The following is a 17,970-nucleotide window of genomic DNA, read 5'->3' on the forward strand; positions in this document are numbered from 1 at the left end:
GATTTCAACACGTAGTACAAAGCGTGGTGTAATAGAAATCTATCCGAAGTTCATTATTAAAAAAAAGCTCCGATCTGATGATTCGAGGTGGTGACTTCTACGCTATCTGGATTGAGGAACGTGGTTTATGGTCTACGGACGAGCAGGATGCTTTGCAGCTCATTGACTGCGAACTGGATAGATATGCAGAAGAAAACCGCCGGCGCTTTGACTCCGATATAAAAGTCCTGCATATGTGGGATGCAGAATCCGGAATGATTGATTCTTGGCACAAGTATTGTCAAAAACAGATGCGGGATTCATTTCATATGCTGGACGAAAAACTTATATTTTCCAACACAGAGACCAACAAAAAAGATTACGCCAGTAAAAAGCTGAATTATCCGCTTGAAGCTGGCGATTTGTCTGCTTATGAAAAGTTGATGTCAACTTTATATTCTGAGGAAGAACGGCAGAAGATTGAATGGGCGATTGGTTCGATTGTGTCTGGAGAATCCAAACGGTTGCAGAAATTCATGGTGTTATATGGAGCCGCAGGAACGGGTAAATCCACAGTGCTGAACATCATTCAGCAGCTCTTTGAAGGGTATTACTCGGTATTTGATGCGAAAGCACTGGGTTCATCCAGTAATTCTTTTGCGTTGGAGGCGTTTAAGAGCAATCCTCTTGTGGCGATCCAGCATGACGGGCGACTTGTCCAGAATTGAAGATAACACAAGGCTTAACAGTCTGGTTTCTCATGAACTTATGACGGTGAACGAAAAGTTTAAATCGACCTACTCCAACCGGTTCAAGTGTTTTCTCTTTATGGGGACAAATAAACCGGTGAAGATTACGGACGCGAAATCCGGTTTGATTCGGCGATTGATAGATGTTTCGCCAACAGGTAACAAACTGAATCCGAACGATTACAAAGACATTGTGAAGCGGGTTGGGTTTGAACTGGGGGCGATTGCGTATCACTGTCAGGAAGTATATTTATCCGCGCGGGTATGTATGACGATTATATTCCGATTGCCATGCTTGGGGCGTCCAATGATTTCTATAACTTCATTGTTGATTCATACCATGTGTTCAAAAAAGAAGACGGGACGACAATGAAAGCGGCATGGGAGATGTACAAGACTTACTGCGACGAAGCAAAGGTATCTTTTCCATTCTCCCAAAGAATCTTTAAGGAGGAATTGAAAAACTATTTTCGGGACTATAAGGAACGGTTCAATCTTGAAGATGGTTCGCGGGTTCGCAGTTACTATTCCGGATTTCGGACTGAGAAATTTGAAACCGAAAAAAATCCGGCAGGTGAAAATGCGGAAACAAAAACCAACATCCATCGAGTTCAAAGAGCAGAATCTGTTTTCGACAAGGAATGTGAAACCTGCCCGGCCCCAATACGGAACAGATGCTGGTACGCCTGGGAAAAAGTGGGCGAATGTCAAAACAACCTTGGCCTCTTTGGATACTTCACAATTACACTATGTCAAGGTTCCCGAAAACCATATCGTAATTGATTTTGATATTCCGGACGAGGAGGGAAATAAATCTTTTGAAAGGAATGTAGAAGAAGCAAGTAAATGGCCGCCAACTTATGCGGAACTCAGTAAAAGCGGATGCGGAGTGCATCTGCATTATATTTATACCGGGAGATCCGGCAAGACTGAGCCGCATTTATGATGACCATGTAGAAGTTAAGGTGTTCACAGGCAACAGTTCATTAAGACGAAAAGTGTCGAAATGCAACAACCTGCCTATCGCGACAATTAGCTCTGGTTTACCGCTGAAAGGAGAAAATAAAATGGTAAATTTTGAAGCAGTTCAAAGCGAGAAAGGGCTTAGAACACTGATAAAACGTAATCTCAACAAAGAGATTCATCCGGGTACTAAGCCCAGTATCGACTTTATTTACAAAATACTGGAGGATGCATATTCCAGTGACTTAAAATATGATGTCACGGATATGAGGAATGCAGTATTGGCATTTGCAGCGAACAGTTCTCATCAGGCTGATTACTGTATCAAGTTGGTAAACAAGATGCAGTTTAAATCTGCCGACACGTCCACAGCCGTGAAAAATGAGAATGCGAAACTGATATTTTATGACGTTGAGGTCTTTCCCAACCTGTTTCTTGTAAACTGGAAAATCGAAGGTGAGGGAAAGCCGGTTGTACGGATGATTAACCCGACGCCATCTGAGATAGAGGACTTAATGAGGTTCCGTTTAGTTGGATTTAATTGCCGCAGGTATGACAATCATATTCTGTACGCCCGGCTTATGGGATATTCAAACGAGCAGCTCTATAATCTGTCCCAGAAAATTATCAATGGCAGCGCAAATTGTTTCTTCGGAGAAGCCTACAATGTCAGTTATACAGACGTTTATGACTTCGCTTCTGCCGGAAACAAAAAAAGCCTGAAGAAGTTGGAAATCGAAATGGGAAATGTCACAGAAAAGGAGCTGAAAAAGAAAGGGTTTTCCGATGACGAAATTAGAATCATCAAAGCGGGAACCCATCACCAGGAGCTTGGCTTACCGTGGGATCAACCTGTACCGGAAGAACTTTGGACAAAGGTTGCCGAATACTGTGATAACGATGTAATTGCTACCGAGGCGTCTTTTGTTTACTTGAAAGCGGATTGGACGGCAAGGCAGATTCTGGCGGATTTGGCGGATATGACCGTCAACGACACGACGAACAGCCTAACTACCAGAATTATATTTGGAAATAACCGAAAGCCGCAGGATCAGTTCCACTACCGTAATCTGGCAGAACCGGTGCATGATTTGGACGAGGAAACCTATTCATTCCTTGCCGAAGCGTGTCCAGAAATGATGGAACGTACTCACGGCGAAGCAGGAAGTCTCCTTCCATATTTTCCAGGATACAAGTTCGAAAATGGAAAATCCACTTATCGCGATGAAGAAGTTGGCGAAGGCGGGTATGTCTATGCTGAGCCGGGTATGTACGGAAATGTTGCATTACTGGATATTTCTTCGATGCATCCTCACAGCGCAATTGCAGAAGTCCTATTCGGCGTGAAATTCACAAGAGCATTTCGGTATATTGTCGAAGGGCGTGTAAGCATCAAGCATGAATCTTGTTCCGTGTCGCTGTCCTGGCTGACGATTTCACCAGCAGTTTCCAGCATTTCTTTTAGCGGGTTATCCTCTGGACGCTGAAAAAATCGTCCTTGTGTGTTTCCCGCAGAGCAAGGGCAATCCCGTTTATGTCCCGTTGTATCACATAGCGGCAAAACTCGTCCTCATCAATATGGGCGGTGATAAGCTGTCTTAACTGCGTATCACTCATGCCAGGATTATGCTTTTTATAACAGTTGCGCTCATCGTGTCCACTATGGCGTTTGCACCCTGCGCCTGTTTCAGTGCCGTTCCGTTCACATAGATTTCAAGGTCAGCCATCAGCCGGGGAAATCCGGGTGCGCCGCCAGCTCACACAGCAGGGTATTGTCTATCCTCCCGCTTTTCAGCAGGTCAATCATTTCAATCTCTAACGCAGGTCTGCAAGATCGGCGTTTGGGTGATTTTTCATTTCAGACAGCCCCAGCAGATAATCAGCGGTCACACCGTAAAACTTCGCCAGCCGCGATAAGGGCATAGTGGCTGATGTCTTGAAGTCTTCCGTTCGTAACTGCCCAGCGCAGACTTGGAAAGCCCGGTCTGCTCCGCAAGCTTGCCCCAGCGTCAAGCCACGCTCCACACGTAGGTCTTTTAATCGCTCTTGTATGGATAAAGACATATTCACCCCTCCTTGCTAGCTCAACGAAAGAGAAGCCGTTATGCTATGTACTATGCTCATAGCTAACGGCATAGGCATTTACAGTTTTATTTTACCATTTGCTACATCTTCACGAAATTTTATCAACAAGCTTCGCTGTCAGCTTGGATTTACCGTAGTGTTCAAGTACAAAAGTACGATAACTTTTTCCATCTACAAGCACATCACTTTTTCTGGTCAACAACCAATTTCCGTTACCCTCCTCCCCTGTTCTCTAATATTCCAGTCTTTCCCATATCTTTTATAGATTTCATCTTTTTTACCTTGAACAGACATTGATTCGCTTGGAATATAAACAATTTGCATAATAGCTCCTCCTTTATTTTGTGCAAGAAGACCAGAAACCTGAATTTGTCTTTTATCTTTTTTTGATTATATCACAAATCCGAGAGCGTGGAAATAGGGAGTTTTTCAGGCTGATTTCCTACTCTTGGATAATACGGCACAGGCCGGTCAAAAAGGTGTAGACTTGGGATAGTTCATCGATGGACAAGCACCTTGGAAACAGAACACGCCAAAGAAAACGGAGGGACGCATGAGCAAAAGACCCTATCAACAACCTGCCGCGCTGGAACACAGCCGGACGGCTCCCCCTACCGCATAACCCGCCCCAGAAGAGACGAGCCAGCGGCCTGATACGCCGGAGTGCTGCAACTGCGAGGACGGAAACTGCCTTGCGCTGGACGATGGCGACACCTGCGCCTGTCCGCAGATGATTTCGTTCTCCGTCTGCTGCAAGTGGTTCCGCTGGGCGGTCTTGCCGCTGGACAGGACGCTGGAAGCGGAGATTTACCGGGACAGGGACTTGAAACGCTGTGCGGAGTGCGGCGGTGTGTTCGTCCCCGAAGTCCAAACCGGGGCAAATACTGCCCGGACTGCGCCGCCAGAGTTCACAGGCGGCAGAAAACAGAAAGTGAACGGAAAAGGAGGTCTGCTGTGGACAGTTAAGAGCGGGAAAAGCCTTGATTTGCAAGGCTCCGCAAGCCCTCAACCGGGGCGGCTGGTATCATTTATCATTCGCCCCGGAAAACGGGCCTCTAACCGTCCACAAAACACGCTATGACAAACACGATTTATATTCACCAGCCGGAAAAGGCGTTCAGTTTCACCCGGCTCCCCAATTTCCTTTTTGAAGCACCCACATTCCAGCCCTTGAGCAACGAAGCGAAGGTGCTGTATGCCTTTGTCCTGCGCCGGGCGGAGTTGTCCCGGAAGAACGGCTGGGCGGACGAGTACGGGCGGGTCTACCTGTACTACCCCATCTGCGAGGTGGTCGCTTTGCTCCGCTGCGGGCGGCAGAAAGCGGTCAACACCCTGCGGGAGTTGCAGTATGCGGGGCTGGTGGAAATCCAGAAACAGGGCTGTGGAAAACCCAACCGCATTTACCCGAAATCCTATGAAGCGGTTCCAAACACCGACTTCAAGAAATCCGGTTATGGTACGCCGGAGGGCTGAAAACCGTACTTGGCGAGTACGAAAATCAATCCTCTTGAAGTACGGAAATCTGACGGTATATAGAAATACAGAGATTAAAACCATCTATTTACATTCATTCCATTCCAATCCTATCAGAGATATTTTCGGCGGGAAAACCCGCCGGAAAGGAATGGAATGGGGAAAGGAGTTCAATGGCACAACACGCAATTTTGCGATTTGAGAAGCACAAGGGCCACCCGGCGGGGCCGCTGGAAGCCCACCATGAACGGAAAAAGGAGCAGTACGCCAGCAACCCGGACATTGACACCAGCCGGAGCAAGTACAATTTCCACATCGTCAAGCCGGATGGCCGCTACTACCATTTCATTCAGAGCCGCATCGAGCAGGCCAGATGCCGCACCCGCAAGGACAGCACTCGGTTTGTGGACACGCTGATTACCGCCAGCCCGGAGTTTTTCAAGGGCAAGTCCCCAAAGGAGATAGCGGCCTACTTCCAGAGGGCGGCGGACTTCCTCATTGACCGGGTGGGCCGGGAGAACATCGTTTCGGCTATGGTACACATGGATGAAAAAACGCCCCATCTGCACTTGGTCTTTGTGCCGCTGACAAAGGACAACCGCCTGTGCGCCAAAGAAATTATCGGCAACCGGGCCAATCTGACGAAGTGGCAGGACGATTTTCACGCCTGTATGGTGGAGCAGTACCCCGACCTGGAGCGTGGGGAAAGCGCCAGCAAGACGGGCCGGAAGCATATCCCCACCCGGCTGTTCAAACAGGCGGTCAACCTCTCCAAACAGGCGAGGGCCATTGAAGCGGTTCTCTCCGGCATTACCCCGCTGAACGCCGGAAAGAAGAAAGAGGAAGCCCTCTCCATGCTGAAAAAGTGGTTTCCGCAGATGGAGAACTTCTCCGGGCAACTGAAAAAATACAAGGTCACAATCAATGACTTGTTAGCGGAAAATGAAAAGCTGGAAGTCAGGGCAAAGGCCAGCGAAAAAGGCAAGATGAATGACACGATGGAACGGGCGAAGTTAAAAAGCGAACTGGACGATATGCGGCGGCTGGTTGACCGTATCCCGCCGGAGATTTTAGCGGAACTGAAACGGCAACAGCGGCAGCATGGAAAGGAAAGGTGATCTTATAAGTAATATCAGATACAAAAAGGAAATCGAAATCGTGACTTTTCAGGGAAAGGAAATCACACTGGAAAATCTCTCCCCGGTGTTCACGCCGGAACAGGAAGCAGCCAAACGCCGGGAACTGGAACAGCAGCTTTATGAGGTGTTCCGCAAGTACGCCGACAAGCGGGAGAGTGAGGAAGCCGGGACATAAGGTTTTCCAAACCCATCATTGATTTGCGGGGCTGCTGGCGGTATAATAGAACTGTCAGCAGCTCCGTTTCTTTTTTAAGAAAAGGAGCGACAATATGAACAATCGGATAGACGCAATCTATGCAAGACAATCGGTAGACAAAAAGGACAGCATTTCCATTGAAAGCCAGATTGAATTTTGCAAATACGAGTTGAAAGGCGGTAACTGCAAGGAATACACAGACAAAGGGTACAGCGGCAAGAACACAGACCGTCCGAAGTTTCAAGAACTGGTGCGGGACATCAAGCGGGGCTTGATTGCAAAGGTCGTGGTTTACAAGCTCGACCGTATCAGCCGTTCCATTCTGGACTTTGCCAACATGATGGAGCTGTTCCAGCAGTACAATGTGGAGTTTGTGTCCTCTACGGAAAAGTTTGATACCTCCACGCCGATGGGACGGGCCATGCTGAATATCTGTATCGTGTTCGCCCAGCTTGAACGGGAAACGATACAGAAGCGGGTAACGGACGCTTACTACTCCCGCAGTCAGCGGGGCTTTAAGATGGGCGGGAAAGCCCCTTACGGCTTCCATACGGAGCCTATCAAGATGGACGGTATCAACACAAAGAAGCTGGTGGTAAACCCGGAGGAAGCGGCCAATATCCGGCTGATGTTTGAGATGTACGCCCAGCCCACAACTTCCTACGGGGACATTACCCGGTACTTTGCCGAACAGGGGATTTTGTTCCATGGCAAAGAGCTGATACGCCCCACGCTGGCGCAGATGTTACGCAATCCTGTCTATGTGCAGGCAGACCTTGATGTGTACGAATTTTTCAAAAGTCAAGGTACAGTCATTGTCAATGACGTTGCCGATTTTACGGGCATGAACGGCTGCTATCTGTATCAAGGGCGAGATGTAAAGGCCAGCAAGAAAAACGACTTAAAAGACCAAATGCTGGTACTGGCTCCCCATGAGGGTATCGTCCCCTCCGACACCTGGCTGACCTGCCGCAAGAAGCTGATGAACAACATGAAAATCCAGTCTGCCCGGAAAGCCACCCACACATGGCTGGCAGGAAAAATCAAGTGCGGGAATTGCGGGTATGCTCTTATGAGTATCTACAATCCCTCCGGCAAACAGTATCTCCGCTGCACGAAACGGCTGGACAATAAAAGCTGTCCTGGCTGTGGGAAAATCATCACTTCGGAACTGGAAGCGGTTGTTTATCAGCAGATGGTAAAGAAGCTGGCAAGCTACAAGACGCTGACAGGAAAAAAGAAAGCGGCAAAGGCAAACCCGAAAATCACCGCCCTGCAAGTGGAACTTGCCCATGTAGACAGCGAGATTGAAAAGCTGGTGGACAGTCTGACGGGGGCAAACAATGTCCTGTTCTCCTATGTGAATGTGAAGATAGCGGAACTGGACGGGCGCAAGCAGGAACTTCTGGCAAGGATAGCGGAGTTGACTGTGGAGGCCATCAGCCCGGAACAGGTCAGCCAGATTTCCGGCTACCTCGATACCTGGGAGAATGTATCTTTTGATGACAAGCGGCGTGTGGTGGATTTGATGATCACCACCATAGCCGCCACAAGCGACAGCTTGAACATCACATGGAAAATCTGACTGGCGGCACCCCTCCCGTCAGATACCTACCCTGTGTAGTCCCTTGTAAACTGTACTTTCCTTCAATCGAAACCACCCGATATTCTTTCTGTGTTCCGGGCTTTTTGACCATTTCCGGTATAACCAGGTTCCCGCTTGCCTGTTTGCCTTCCATCAGGCGAACCCTGCCTGCTCCGACTTCCTTATATTTGATTCCGTCCACTTCAAACGCATCATTGAGCGCATAAAACTCCGGCTTTGATAATTCAGACGGTTCTGGTACATCAATCATTCCCGATGTATTCTCCTCACCGGAAAGTACCGTTTTTCCTGAAACTTCCGGTACAGATGTATCCGTGTCAGGCAGCCCGGCAGATTCCGCTGCCGGGGCTTGTGTCATATTCAAAATTCCCGGCGTTTCGGATGGTGTTTCAGGTTTATCTGATGTATCTACAGTCTCTGGCTTCCCATTTTCGGATGGCTCTTTCGGCCCTTGCGGTGTTTCCAAAGTCTCTGATTCTGATTGTCCTTCAGACACATTTGATGTCTCCTCTGTCTTCGGCGGCTTTGTTTCTGACGACACTTCCGACTGCTGCGGCATTTCCGGTGTCTCTGGTTCTGATTGTCCTTCGGACGTATCTGATGTCTCTGGCAGCTTTGGCGTTTCCGTTTCCTCCGGTTTTGTCTCTGTTTCCTCCGATGCTTTCGTCTCTGAGGTCACGGCCTCCTCTTTCGATATTTCTGCCGTCTCTGTAGCCTTCTGTTCCCCGTTTTCCAATGCGGCCGCTATTTCTTCTTTTTCTGCCGCGCTAACCGGTGCTCCGGCTGTTGCAGTCAGCATAGCTGCGCTAACCAGAATTGCCAGAAACCTTTTTCCTGATTCTTGCATCCTTATTCCTCCTAGTTTCGTTTTCTATAAAATCCCAAGATTCCGTGCAGCCAGCACAGCATCCGTTTTCCCCGACACTCCAAGCTTCCGGTAATTCTCTTTTGTATGATATTTCACGGTTGCTGCTTTCATGGAAAGCCGCTCCGAAATCTGGTTCACACTCAGTCCTTCTGCCTGTAACCGAAGAATGGCTAATGCCGTCTCACAGAAATCCGGCATCTGCGCAAGCTGTCGTTTCAGATAAACCGGATAACGCACTGCCACCTCCCCGGTTTCCAATAACAGGCGTGAGAACCATTCTTTATCTGGCAGCTCCTGCTCCAAAAAAGACCGTCCCGCAGATGCAAACAGCGCTTTTACCGCTGCTCCCTCTTCACTGATCAGACGAAAGAAACGATACTTCCCCGCCTCTTTGAGAGCTGCCAGAAAGTCTTCTTTCCATTCTCCTCCCATACGCTGCTTTACAATTGCAGAAAGCAGATTGACCTCCATACGTATATAAATACGGTGAAATTTCTCTGCGTAATACCTCAGTTTTTCCAGGAGGGATTGTGCTTCAAGATAAGCCCCTGCAAATATATAACAACGCACCTTCGTCAAATACCGGTAACGCTCCATCACATAAAATTCCTTTTTCTCATCTGGTGCTGTCTCCATCCAGGTTTCCACCGTATTCCTGTCACCCTCATACAACGCCAGACGGCACTTCAAAGCCGCTATATTAGGCAAAAGCTGCAGGGCTCTCTGTTCCCGTACCTTTCCATCAAAAGCGCCGAGCAGCGCTTTGGCAGTCTGCATTTCCCCGTGAAAAACATTCAGGCGTACCTGCAGGCCAACAGCGGCAAATTCTATCTCCATCATCCCGCTGCCTTCTGTCTCCATCTGCGCGCGTGTCAGAAGAGTCAGTATTTCATACGTATCTCCACCCTTTTCATACAGGCTTTCGCCAAGGGCAGCCTTTACAAGCCCTTTTCCGTAACGCCCCAGTACCCGCTCAACAAGTCTCCCAACCGTAACTGCCAGCTTCCGGTCATCTTTACTCCAATGGCAAAAATCTTTTCCTCCATTCATCGTACTCGGACAATTGCTCGTGACCGAAAATTCCGGCAGCCGAATGCCCCGTTCAAACAGCAGGGAAGGAACCCGTTTCATAATCTCAAGCATATCTATGCTCCCGCGGTGAGGCAGCGCTATGTCAAGATAAACAAGTCTGCTCAGTGCTTCCCGCCTCTGGCCTCCTTTTGTCTTCTGCACAAACAATTTCAGTTTGTCATACCAGTATTCGCTCTCGTCTTCCTGCAACAGCAACGAATACAGCATACTCATCCCTGCCATTAAAACAGCACTTTCTTCTACCTCTTCTTCCCGCATCTGTAAATAATACCGGCGCAGTTCAAAATAATGTCCGTTACCCGGATTCAAGCGCGCGTTGCGAATCAACAAATCTTTTACGCGTTCCTTTCTGCCGCACTGTTCAAACATCACAAGCGCAGGTACAATCTGATCATGCATTTCATAATACAGCCCTGCATTATAAGCATAATCCGCCATCTTATCAGAACCAAATACTTTTGCCGCCCTTTTTCGGAGCGCACCCACCAGCTCCGGACGGAGCCGGTAAACACCTTCTTCACAAGTCAGAAAATTCCCCGCCTCCAAAGCCCGTTCCAAAAGCTCTGATACTCTGCTGTCTCCCGAAACCAGCTCCGCCATCGGCAAGGTGAATTCTTCTACCACACTGATCTTCATCAGAAATTCCAGCAAATCGCTGTCCCATTCAACAAGAATACAGCTTTCCAGATAATCTACAAAAGCTTCCTGAATCTCCTGTGTCAGCTGCGGGCCCGGCCGTTTTCCCTCCTGCATCTTAAGTGCCGTGTGCCGTACCACGTAGCCGTTTCCCTGGGTCTGTTCCCAAACGTACGCAGCCTCCTCCTCTGTAAAAGAAAGCTGCTGCCTCTGGAAATATTCTGCAATTTCTTTTTTCTTGAGGCGCAGATCCTCTTCTGTAACAATCAGAAAGCCTTCTTTTACATAGGTCTGCATCAACCAGAGCGGCATGGGACTCCTGCCAATCAAAATCAGCCATACCTCCCCGCGTCCAATCGTTTCCAGAATCTGCGCGCGTCCCTCCTCGCTTTTCAGCAAATGAAGGTCATCCACTACAATGACGGAAGCCTGATCTTTTGTGTTTCTTTTTTCACGCGGTTTCCCAGCTCCCTTTTCACGCTCCGGCCAAAAGCTAAATATTTCTTCCGGTTTTTCTCTGTCTTCCCTGCAGGAAAAATACTGATATCTGCGATTAGAGAGATACTGCCGTACAAGCTCTGTTTTGCCGTAGCCGGTCGCTCCGTAAATATATATCGTCTGCTGCAAGCCCCGCGCAGCCCTCAGTTTCCGAAGCGCAACCTCCGGAGCTATATAGCTTTTATCCAACTACCCCCACCTTCTTTTTACATTCTTGGTAACAATTCCCCTGATTTTTTATTATATATATTTTTTATTTTACTTTATCCTTATGAACAAGTCCACTCTCCAAACGGATAGCCAGGCTTACTATTTTCCCTTTTTGCAGACTTTTTCAAAAACAAGGACGCATGGCACATCACCATCCCGGTGTCATACCACGCGTCCGTTTTCGAATCTATTTGATTTCTCGTTATATCAGTCAATCCATTGTCTTCATTCTATCCTTTTTTCCAACAATACCAGGTTAACCCCTTCCAAACCATTAAAAGTGCATGGCAAAATATCAATTTCTTCGTACTGCAGTTTTTTGTAAAACTTCCGGGCATTTGTGTTTTTCTCATTCGTATCAATCCGCAAATAATGGCAGCCTTGCTGCACTGCATATTTTTCATAAAACTCTGCAAAAGCTCTGCCAAGTCCCTTCCCTTTGATATCCGGGTCTACGACAAGCGTGTGCATTACCATTACCTGCTCTGCAGGTACATCATATCTCCAATTCGCTTTCTCATAGATATCGACCTGTGCCTGATTTAATATTGCTGTGCCAACGATATTGCCGTCCAGCTCTTCAACGAACAAATCATTTCTGGCGAGAGCCTCCTGTGCTGTAGCCTTCTCCGGATAGACGCCTCTTTCCCATCCGATCTGCGCCTCTCCCTTTTCCTCTGCCAAATGAATTTTTTCATAAATTTTTGCCACACCTTCAAGATCTTCCGGTACCGCTTTGCGTATTTTCAAATTCATTCTATAACCCCCAAAACTATTTTGTCTTTGATTTGCCTGCCTAAACCGGAAAGTGATCAAAGCACTTCACACTTACTTCTTAAACAGCCAAGCACATGTGTGACCGCAAACATTACTGTTTCATAATGCATATAATCAAGAATGTTTTTATCCACCAGAATTTGCAAACTTGCGGGAAAGTCCTCGTCGGATTCCCAGAAATGCAGTGCTATTGTAAGAAACGGAAACAAATCCAGTTCAAATGCCACATCTCCTTTTTTTACTCTTCTTCCTCCCAATGACTCACATGCCTGAATCAACAATCGTGTTTTCCCGTCAAAATATGCACCAGCATCCTGAAAGAAGTTGCTTCCTTTTGCCAGGGTTCCACCTTGAATGCCGGAAAGACTTCCCACATTGATCCACTCATTTGCAGGCTGACACGATTCTTTGGAATAGCACAGCACGTCATATATGGTCATAGCTTCATTGTAATCTGCCATTTGCTCTGTCCGAAAAGCATCCTCCGACCAGACTACACTGCCTGTCAGACGATTAATGCGATACTTTCTCCCAACAAAAGAAATATAAAGGTATGTTTCGTCGTGCTCCAGTGCAAACTTTCGGATCATTTTTTCCTGATCGTACTGTAAAAACACAGTTGCCATATCATCTTTCATTTTTTCGTAATTGGAGATCCTGTATTTCGCTTCCATTTTTGTTCCCCGCATAAAATTGTCTCATTTTTCACACTGTTTTCCGCAAGTTTAAGCATTTGCCACAGCCATGCTATAAATCAAAATTTATAAAACTTTCTGTGTACCATCATCCTGCGCCAGCCTTGTCTGCCCAAATTTAAATCCAATTATTTTCTATTTCTTCTTTCAATTTGCAAAACATATTGTAATATTTTGCTTTTGTATTTCTGACAATCTCTATCGCTATCACCTGATTATATGCATGCGCCATATTATTTCTTGTTGCAAGTGCCTCCAACCAGATATTTTCGTCTTTTATTATCCCGATTTGATAGGCAGATTTCAAAATTTTTCATATAAAACAATCCCTTCTCTTTCAATCCACCTGCTATCATTTGTTCTCCCTTTGAATACAAGACCAAATATTTTATCTGTTAATCATTATTCCCTAACTGTCTCCTAATTCATTATAAGCGATTTTCACTGCCCTGTCACCGAATTTTCATCCACTTTCTTACAAAAAGGGCCTCCCTGGTTGGAAAGCCCTTTGCTGCCTTGCACGTTCTTCAGCCTGTTTTCAAAACGCAAAACCTGCCTCAGCCTTTCATTGCCTTAAATTCCCTTTTCGAATACCAGCCTAAAATCACAACCTCTGCCCCCGCGGCTCCAATTCCAAATACAGCTCCTGCAAATGCTCCCTGAAAGCCTGCACTGTAAGCTTCGTTCAAAAAATAGCACGGCAGAAAAGAAAACACAGTCCCCAGAATCACTGGAAGAATAAAACGCAGCCTGTTTTTATATTTCAGATCGTTTAAGACTTCCTGGTCCGTCACGCCAATCATCCGCAGACTGAGAACCGCCCTGTTATTTTCCTCCTGTTCTGCCTGGATGCGAAAATGAATCAGCAAAAATTCTGCCATCATCATGAGCCCTACTATGAATGCGATTAAAAAGATCAAAAACCGGCCCGATTTTTGTGCATCCTGATAATATTCCACCTTTGAGGACACTTCATAATAGGCTGCCTCTGATTCTGCGTTCTGATTCGTTTCACTCATATATTCTTTTACTGCACAGATTCCGTCGTAAGAGTCCTCCCACTGGTCAAACAAAAACCAATGAGCCACACCGACCTGAAATTCCGCATCCTTTTGGAGCTTTTCAAAATCAGAATCACTGACAAGCAGTGTCCTGTCTGCAAAAGCCGGATTCTGATTCCATAAAATTCTCACATCACTTCCGGCCGAACGCAGCTGCCTGTTCCCATTGTATGTAATTTCAGAAATCGGCTGCATCTCATGCTCATATCCGTCCTGCAAATCATATTGAAACAGATTCAGGAACTGGCCGTCTTTGACCTGATACGCACATTGAAAATATTGATTTACTTTTTCCACGGGAAAACAATTAAAGCTGGCATTTCTCACATATGGAATTCGAATTATCTGTTCCACCACAACACCATACTCTGCCAGAATTCCTGCTACATTTCCTTCCAATACCCGATGCCGTTCGTCCATTTCCGAATATACCATATCGTAGGGTGAATAGCTTTTTGCATCTCTTAAAAAAGCCATGCTCATGGTTACACTTACGCTCACCAGTATAACAGAACAGGAAACAATCACAAATGCAAGCACAGAGCGAATCCTCCATTCGCGGCTGTGTCGCCTCAGAAAGGACCACTCTGCCATATGTCTCCTCATATATCCCGAACAGCATCTGCATAACATCCGATAAAGCACTCCTTCCTTCTCGGAAAGAGCCGGTGCTTTCAGTAAAAAACTGATTTTTTCACGCAATATGCTACCTGCATGAAAAATAAACGCGGGCGCTAAAGCCACAAGGTATAGAAACGCTGTAATTTTATATGGTTCCAGACTCAATCCCCACTTTACTCCAACAATGCTGATTCCATATCGAATGATTCCAAAAAACAACCATGACAGCAAAGTTCCTGCTGCCAACGCTGCTGCCAGGGCCAAAGCCGTTACCAGTACATTCTCGCAAAACTGTCTCCAGAATGCCTCTCTCCGGCTCATGCCCAGGGAAAACAGGATTCCATACTCTTTTTTTCTGGCCGCAACGAACACCTGGCAGGAAAGCGGCAGAAAGAAAAGCAAAAACAGGGCAGCCAAAATGCTGGGAAAATAAATATTGCTGGATATCAATGGATTTACAATCTTCCCATTCATAAATGATTGGTTTGTAAAAATGGAAGCAAAACAGTAAAACAGAGCTGCAGCAAATAAATTGCTGAAAAAGTATATCCGGTATCTGCTAAAATTCGCCAACAGCATTTTCTGGGAAACCTCATAAAAAGTCATCCGCTTCACCTCCCAGACAACACCACATGTTCAGAATGTCCTCCCGAAATGATGCATTGCTCTCCTGCTTTCTGACTTCTGATTTCAATTTTCCATCCTGCAAAAGGAGCGCTCTGTCACAATAAGACGCTGCATACGCATCATGTGTCACAAGCAGAAAACTGCTGCCGAACTTCCGGTTCATCTGTACCATGCAGCACATAACATCCCTGGTCGTTTTCAAATCCAGGCTTCCAGTCGGCTCATCCCCGAACACAATTCCCGGTTCATGAATCAATGCTCTTCCAATTGCTACCCGCTGCTTCTGCCCACCGGACAACTCTGCAATCCTTTTATCTGCAAACTCCGCCAGTTCAAGTGCTTCCATCACTTTTTTCAATGCCTTATCCTGCCAGTAAACGTCCTTTTGATTCAAAATTAAAGGCAGCAGAATATTTTCTTTCACTGTCAGGCTCTCCAGCAATTGAAAATCCTGAAAAACCATACCTATATGCGTTCTTCGAAAGAATGCTTTTTCCTCTTCTGTTAATCCGCTAAAATCCTCCCCTCCCAGTTCCACCGTTCCGCTATCTGGTACATCCACGCCTGCGAGCACATGCAGAAGCGTCGTTTTACCGCTTCCGGACTGTCCCATGATGGCGACCATTTCACCACTGGCAATTTGCAGATCTACATGGCGCAAAACTTCTATTGTTTGACCTGATGATTTATAACTTTTTGAAATATTGCTTGCATGAAGTGCTAACATATGAATCCTCCTGATTCGATTCCTATCTTTTTGCGAAAAAAATATGAAAGATCAGAAAAATTCAATCATCCATACGCACCGACAAGCTGCATAGCGTGATACTTGGACGAAAAAAATAATAAGAAAAACACTTTTCCGTCAAATAAACAGACTGGAACCATGCATTTATTTCCCTGTAAGGCAAATACGCTGTGTCCAAAAAATCCCGATGTGGTTTTAGATCCAGTGCTTCTGCTTCTGTGCTCCCATTGTCAAGTACGTCCATATGCTGTTTGACCATACTCTCCAGGTCGCCCTCTATATAATTTCCGCTCCAGATATGAAAATGGAGAGACAAAAATAAGAGGAGAATAAGCGAAAAGAAAACAATGATTGCAGTCTTACGATGATTATTGCAGATGCTCACCTTATCCTCCTTTACTGGGTCTGAATCCTGAAATTAAGCCAGAATTATTCTTTATATAAATTTCCTGTGCACCGCAGGTATCCCGGTTATATTTAAGCTATTGTAACACGCACAGATATCAATATACAACCGGCAATTAAGCTCTGCTTTTCCCCGATTAAAGTCCTTTTTTGTCTGCTGCCGCACGGCTCAATGCTCCAACATATTTTCAATAAAAATCCCATATCCTTTCGTCGGATCATTCACAAAAACATGGGTCACTGCCCCGATCACTCTTCCGTTCTGGATAATCGGAGACCCCGACATGCCCTGCACAATTCCTCCCGTTTTTTCAAGAAGCTCCTCATCTGTCACTTCCAGTACCATACCTTTATTTTCTTCTTTTCCATTCAGGCGTATCTCTTTGATGATGATTTCATATTCACGGCAGGTTCCATCCACAGAACTCAAAATCGCGGCCTTGCCGGTCTCAACCTCCTGCTTGTGGGCAGTCTCGTAGAGCTGCTTTTCTCCGATTAATCCCGGCAGGTTGCTGACTGTCCCGAAAATCCCATTCTGAGAGTTGGTTTTGATTTCTCCGATTTTGTAGCCTTCACTGTAATGAATCACACCGGACAGCTCGCCTGGAACTCCCTGCTGTCCTTTTACAACCGAAACCACATCCGCATCGTACAACGTACCGCCGCGTACATCCAATATTTCTCCGGTATCAATATCACTGATTCCATGTCCGAGTGCCCCGAAACTTCCGTCCTCTTCCAGATACGTCAGCGTTCCAATTCCCTGCGTATCGTTTCGCACCCAGATTCCCGCACGATAGTTTCCATCTGCGTCCTGCACCGGCGTAACGCGAAGGCTGATTTTTTCCTCTCCACGAGCCACTGCGAGAATTACATCCGAACCGTCGCACTCTCCAATACGCGAAATCAACTCTTCCTTCGTGGATACCTGCCTGCCATTTACGGATTGTATATAGTCGCCGGATTTCACGATATTCTCTGCCGGACAACATTCTCTGCCATCCATTCCTGTAATCGCGCCGGTATCAACGACCAGCACTCCATCCGTTTCCAAATAGATTCCGATCGGAGTTCCTCCGGCATAAACATGGTCGCGGGGAACCATCGTCACATTCACCGTCTTCAGCCGAATCTGTCCAAGCAGACTGCAAGAAACCTGAACAGCTTCTTCCGCCTCATTTCTTTTTGATTCATTGCCTGATAAAGAAGCTTCTTTTGCCGCCTCATCACCAGAAGCTTCTTTGCCTAAAGAATCAGACGACTCCTTATTGCTCACTCTCTCTGTCTGGATCAGACCTTTGAATACACTTGGAAAAATGGCTGAAAATTCTTCCTCCTCCGATACCAGAATCTGATCCGGGATTTGATTTTTAAGCAGCTCTACCCCACTGTATCCGAGCGCAATCATACTCAAAATAAGTAAAAAAAGAACAAATTTTCTGTAGTTCTTCCTGACATTCATCTTTTGCACCTCACTTTAAATTCCATATCAAAAAAGCAGAGCCCTCAATTTCTCAGTCTCTGCTTTCAGTATGTGGATTT

17 protein-coding genes and 2 pseudogenes are annotated in these 17,970 nt (G+C 46.4%); 8 read left to right on the plus strand and 11 right to left on the minus strand.

The genetic code is table 11. The features are described from left to right. Nucleotides 1-77 precede the first annotated feature (77 nt). From AC6I2O_RS00910 to AC6I2O_RS00920, 3 genes are all read left to right on the plus strand, one after another. Nucleotides 78-707, plus strand: a complete 630-nt coding sequence (locus AC6I2O_RS00910) for a hypothetical protein (protein WP_497741545.1) — start codon at nucleotides 78-80, stop codon at nucleotides 705-707. Continuing rightward, a complete protein-coding gene (locus tag AC6I2O_RS00915; RefSeq protein WP_497741546.1) occupies nucleotides 682-1,101 on the plus strand; it encodes a hypothetical protein in 420 nt (139 codons plus the stop codon). The genes AC6I2O_RS00910 and AC6I2O_RS00915 overlap by 26 nt, the downstream gene beginning before the upstream one ends. A gap of 207 nt (nucleotides 1,102-1,308) precedes the next feature. Then, nucleotides 1,309-1,674, plus strand: coding sequence for a hypothetical protein (locus tag AC6I2O_RS00920; protein WP_497741547.1), 366 nt, complete (start codon nucleotides 1,309-1,311; stop codon nucleotides 1,672-1,674). 1,422 nt (nucleotides 1,675-3,096) lie between these two features. Here the strand turns inward: AC6I2O_RS00920 and AC6I2O_RS00925 are convergent. Further along, a pseudogene (locus AC6I2O_RS00925) lies at nucleotides 3,097-3,755 on the minus strand (helix-turn-helix domain-containing protein); the annotation flags it as partial. Nucleotides 3,756-3,971: 216 nt separating this feature from the next. Then, nucleotides 3,972-4,100 carry a hypothetical protein gene (locus AC6I2O_RS00930; RefSeq protein WP_497741548.1) on the minus strand — a complete coding sequence of 43 codons (129 nt, stop codon included), beginning with the start codon at nucleotides 4,098-4,100 and terminating at the stop codon, nucleotides 3,972-3,974. A gap of 229 nt (nucleotides 4,101-4,329) precedes the next feature. Between AC6I2O_RS00930 and AC6I2O_RS00935 the strand changes: the two are divergent. The 5 genes and pseudogenes from AC6I2O_RS00935 to AC6I2O_RS00955 all read left to right on the plus strand — a co-directional run bounded on the left by AC6I2O_RS00935 (nucleotide 4,330) and on the right by AC6I2O_RS00955 (nucleotide 8,169). Next, a pseudogene (locus AC6I2O_RS00935) lies at nucleotides 4,330-4,742 on the plus strand (cysteine-rich VLP domain-containing protein). 111 nt (nucleotides 4,743-4,853) lie between these two features. Beyond that, entirely contained in the window at nucleotides 4,854-5,249 is a 396-nt protein-coding gene (locus AC6I2O_RS00940; protein ID WP_002575861.1) for a replication initiator protein A, read from the plus strand. A 173-nt stretch (nucleotides 5,250-5,422) separates the two neighbouring features. Continuing rightward, a complete protein-coding gene (gene mobV / locus AC6I2O_RS00945) occupies nucleotides 5,423-6,367 on the plus strand; it encodes a MobV family relaxase (protein ID WP_002575862.1) in 945 nt (314 codons plus the stop codon). A gap of 40 nt (nucleotides 6,368-6,407) precedes the next feature. Next, nucleotides 6,408-6,563 carry a hypothetical protein gene (locus tag AC6I2O_RS00950; protein ID WP_002575863.1) on the plus strand — a complete coding sequence of 52 codons (156 nt, stop codon included), beginning with the start codon at nucleotides 6,408-6,410 and terminating at the stop codon, nucleotides 6,561-6,563. 94 nt (nucleotides 6,564-6,657) lie between these two features. After that, nucleotides 6,658-8,169: a recombinase family protein gene (locus AC6I2O_RS00955; RefSeq protein WP_002575864.1), complete on the plus strand. Its 1,512-nt coding sequence runs from the start codon at nucleotides 6,658-6,660 to the stop codon at nucleotides 8,167-8,169. On the opposite strand, the gene AC6I2O_RS00960 is transcribed toward AC6I2O_RS00955, so the two are convergent. The 9 genes from AC6I2O_RS00960 to spoIVB all read right to left on the minus strand — a co-directional run bounded on the left by AC6I2O_RS00960 (nucleotide 8,153) and on the right by spoIVB (nucleotide 17,890). Continuing rightward, the gene (locus AC6I2O_RS00960; protein ID WP_497741549.1) at nucleotides 8,153-9,037 is read right to left on the minus strand and encodes a hypothetical protein; all 885 of its coding nucleotides are present in this window, start codon (nucleotides 9,035-9,037) and stop codon (nucleotides 8,153-8,155) included. The two genes, AC6I2O_RS00955 and AC6I2O_RS00960, sit on opposite strands and share 17 nt — an antisense overlap. A gap of 24 nt (nucleotides 9,038-9,061) precedes the next feature. Further along, complete coding sequence (locus AC6I2O_RS00965) at nucleotides 9,062-11,473, minus strand: LuxR C-terminal-related transcriptional regulator (protein ID WP_497741550.1); 2,412 nt, start codon at nucleotides 11,471-11,473, stop codon at nucleotides 9,062-9,064. A 246-nt stretch (nucleotides 11,474-11,719) separates the two neighbouring features. Next, nucleotides 11,720-12,250, minus strand: a complete 531-nt coding sequence (locus tag AC6I2O_RS00970) for a GNAT family N-acetyltransferase (RefSeq protein WP_497741551.1) — start codon at nucleotides 12,248-12,250, stop codon at nucleotides 11,720-11,722. A 56-nt stretch (nucleotides 12,251-12,306) separates the two neighbouring features. Continuing rightward, nucleotides 12,307-12,960, minus strand: coding sequence for a DUF3786 domain-containing protein (locus tag AC6I2O_RS00975; protein ID WP_120391445.1), 654 nt, complete (start codon nucleotides 12,958-12,960; stop codon nucleotides 12,307-12,309). Nucleotides 12,961-13,084: 124 nt separating this feature from the next. Next, nucleotides 13,085-13,273 (minus strand): nucleotidyltransferase substrate binding protein, encoded by a 189-nt coding sequence (locus tag AC6I2O_RS00980; RefSeq protein ID WP_497741552.1) that lies wholly within the window; start codon nucleotides 13,271-13,273, stop codon nucleotides 13,085-13,087. Nucleotides 13,274-13,523: 250 nt separating this feature from the next. Continuing rightward, nucleotides 13,524-15,254: an FtsX-like permease family protein gene (locus AC6I2O_RS00985; RefSeq protein WP_497741553.1), complete on the minus strand. Its 1,731-nt coding sequence runs from the start codon at nucleotides 15,252-15,254 to the stop codon at nucleotides 13,524-13,526. Then, nucleotides 15,241-16,002, minus strand: a complete 762-nt coding sequence (locus AC6I2O_RS00990; RefSeq protein ID WP_497741554.1) for an ABC transporter ATP-binding protein — start codon at nucleotides 16,000-16,002, stop codon at nucleotides 15,241-15,243. The genes AC6I2O_RS00985 and AC6I2O_RS00990 overlap by 14 nt, the downstream gene beginning before the upstream one ends. 61 nt (nucleotides 16,003-16,063) lie before the next feature. After that, nucleotides 16,064-16,408 carry a hypothetical protein gene (locus AC6I2O_RS00995; RefSeq protein WP_120391442.1) on the minus strand — a complete coding sequence of 115 codons (345 nt, stop codon included), beginning with the start codon at nucleotides 16,406-16,408 and terminating at the stop codon, nucleotides 16,064-16,066. A gap of 189 nt (nucleotides 16,409-16,597) precedes the next feature. Further along, entirely contained in the window at nucleotides 16,598-17,890 is a 1,293-nt protein-coding gene (spoIVB, locus tag AC6I2O_RS01000) for a SpoIVB peptidase (protein ID WP_120391441.1), read from the minus strand. Nucleotides 17,891-17,970: the final 80 nt, after the last annotated feature.

This window comes from Blautia sp. St.27G3 (assembly GCF_059728505.1).

Excerpts from the sequence above, each read along its gene's own strand:
- AC6I2O_RS00910 (WP_497741545.1), top strand. The coding sequence starts at position 78 with ATGATTCGAGGTGGTGACTTCTACGCTATCTGGATTGAGGAACGTGGT.
- AC6I2O_RS00915 (WP_497741546.1), top strand. The coding sequence starts at position 682 with ATGACGGGCGACTTGTCCAGAATTGAAGATAACACAAGGCTTAACAGT.
- AC6I2O_RS00920 (WP_497741547.1), top strand. The coding sequence starts at position 1,309 with ATGCGGAAACAAAAACCAACATCCATCGAGTTCAAAGAGCAGAATCTG.
- AC6I2O_RS00930 (WP_497741548.1), bottom strand. The coding sequence starts at position 4,100 with ATGCAAATTGTTTATATTCCAAGCGAATCAATGTCTGTTCAAGGTAAA.
- AC6I2O_RS00940 (WP_002575861.1), top strand. The coding sequence starts at position 4,854 with ATGACAAACACGATTTATATTCACCAGCCGGAAAAGGCGTTCAGTTTC.
- mobV (WP_002575862.1), top strand. The coding sequence starts at position 5,423 with ATGGCACAACACGCAATTTTGCGATTTGAGAAGCACAAGGGCCACCCG.
- AC6I2O_RS00955 (WP_002575864.1), top strand. The coding sequence starts at position 6,658 with ATGAACAATCGGATAGACGCAATCTATGCAAGACAATCGGTAGACAAA.
- AC6I2O_RS00960 (WP_497741549.1), bottom strand. The coding sequence starts at position 9,037 with ATGCAAGAATCAGGAAAAAGGTTTCTGGCAATTCTGGTTAGCGCAGCT.
- AC6I2O_RS00970 (WP_497741551.1), bottom strand. The coding sequence starts at position 12,250 with ATGAATTTGAAAATACGCAAAGCGGTACCGGAAGATCTTGAAGGTGTG.
- AC6I2O_RS00975 (WP_120391445.1), bottom strand. The coding sequence starts at position 12,960 with ATGCGGGGAACAAAAATGGAAGCGAAATACAGGATCTCCAATTACGAA.
- AC6I2O_RS00985 (WP_497741553.1), bottom strand. The coding sequence starts at position 15,254 with ATGACTTTTTATGAGGTTTCCCAGAAAATGCTGTTGGCGAATTTTAGC.
- AC6I2O_RS00990 (WP_497741554.1), bottom strand. The coding sequence starts at position 16,002 with ATGTTAGCACTTCATGCAAGCAATATTTCAAAAAGTTATAAATCATCA.
- spoIVB (WP_120391441.1), bottom strand. The coding sequence starts at position 17,890 with ATGAATGTCAGGAAGAACTACAGAAAATTTGTTCTTTTTTTACTTATT.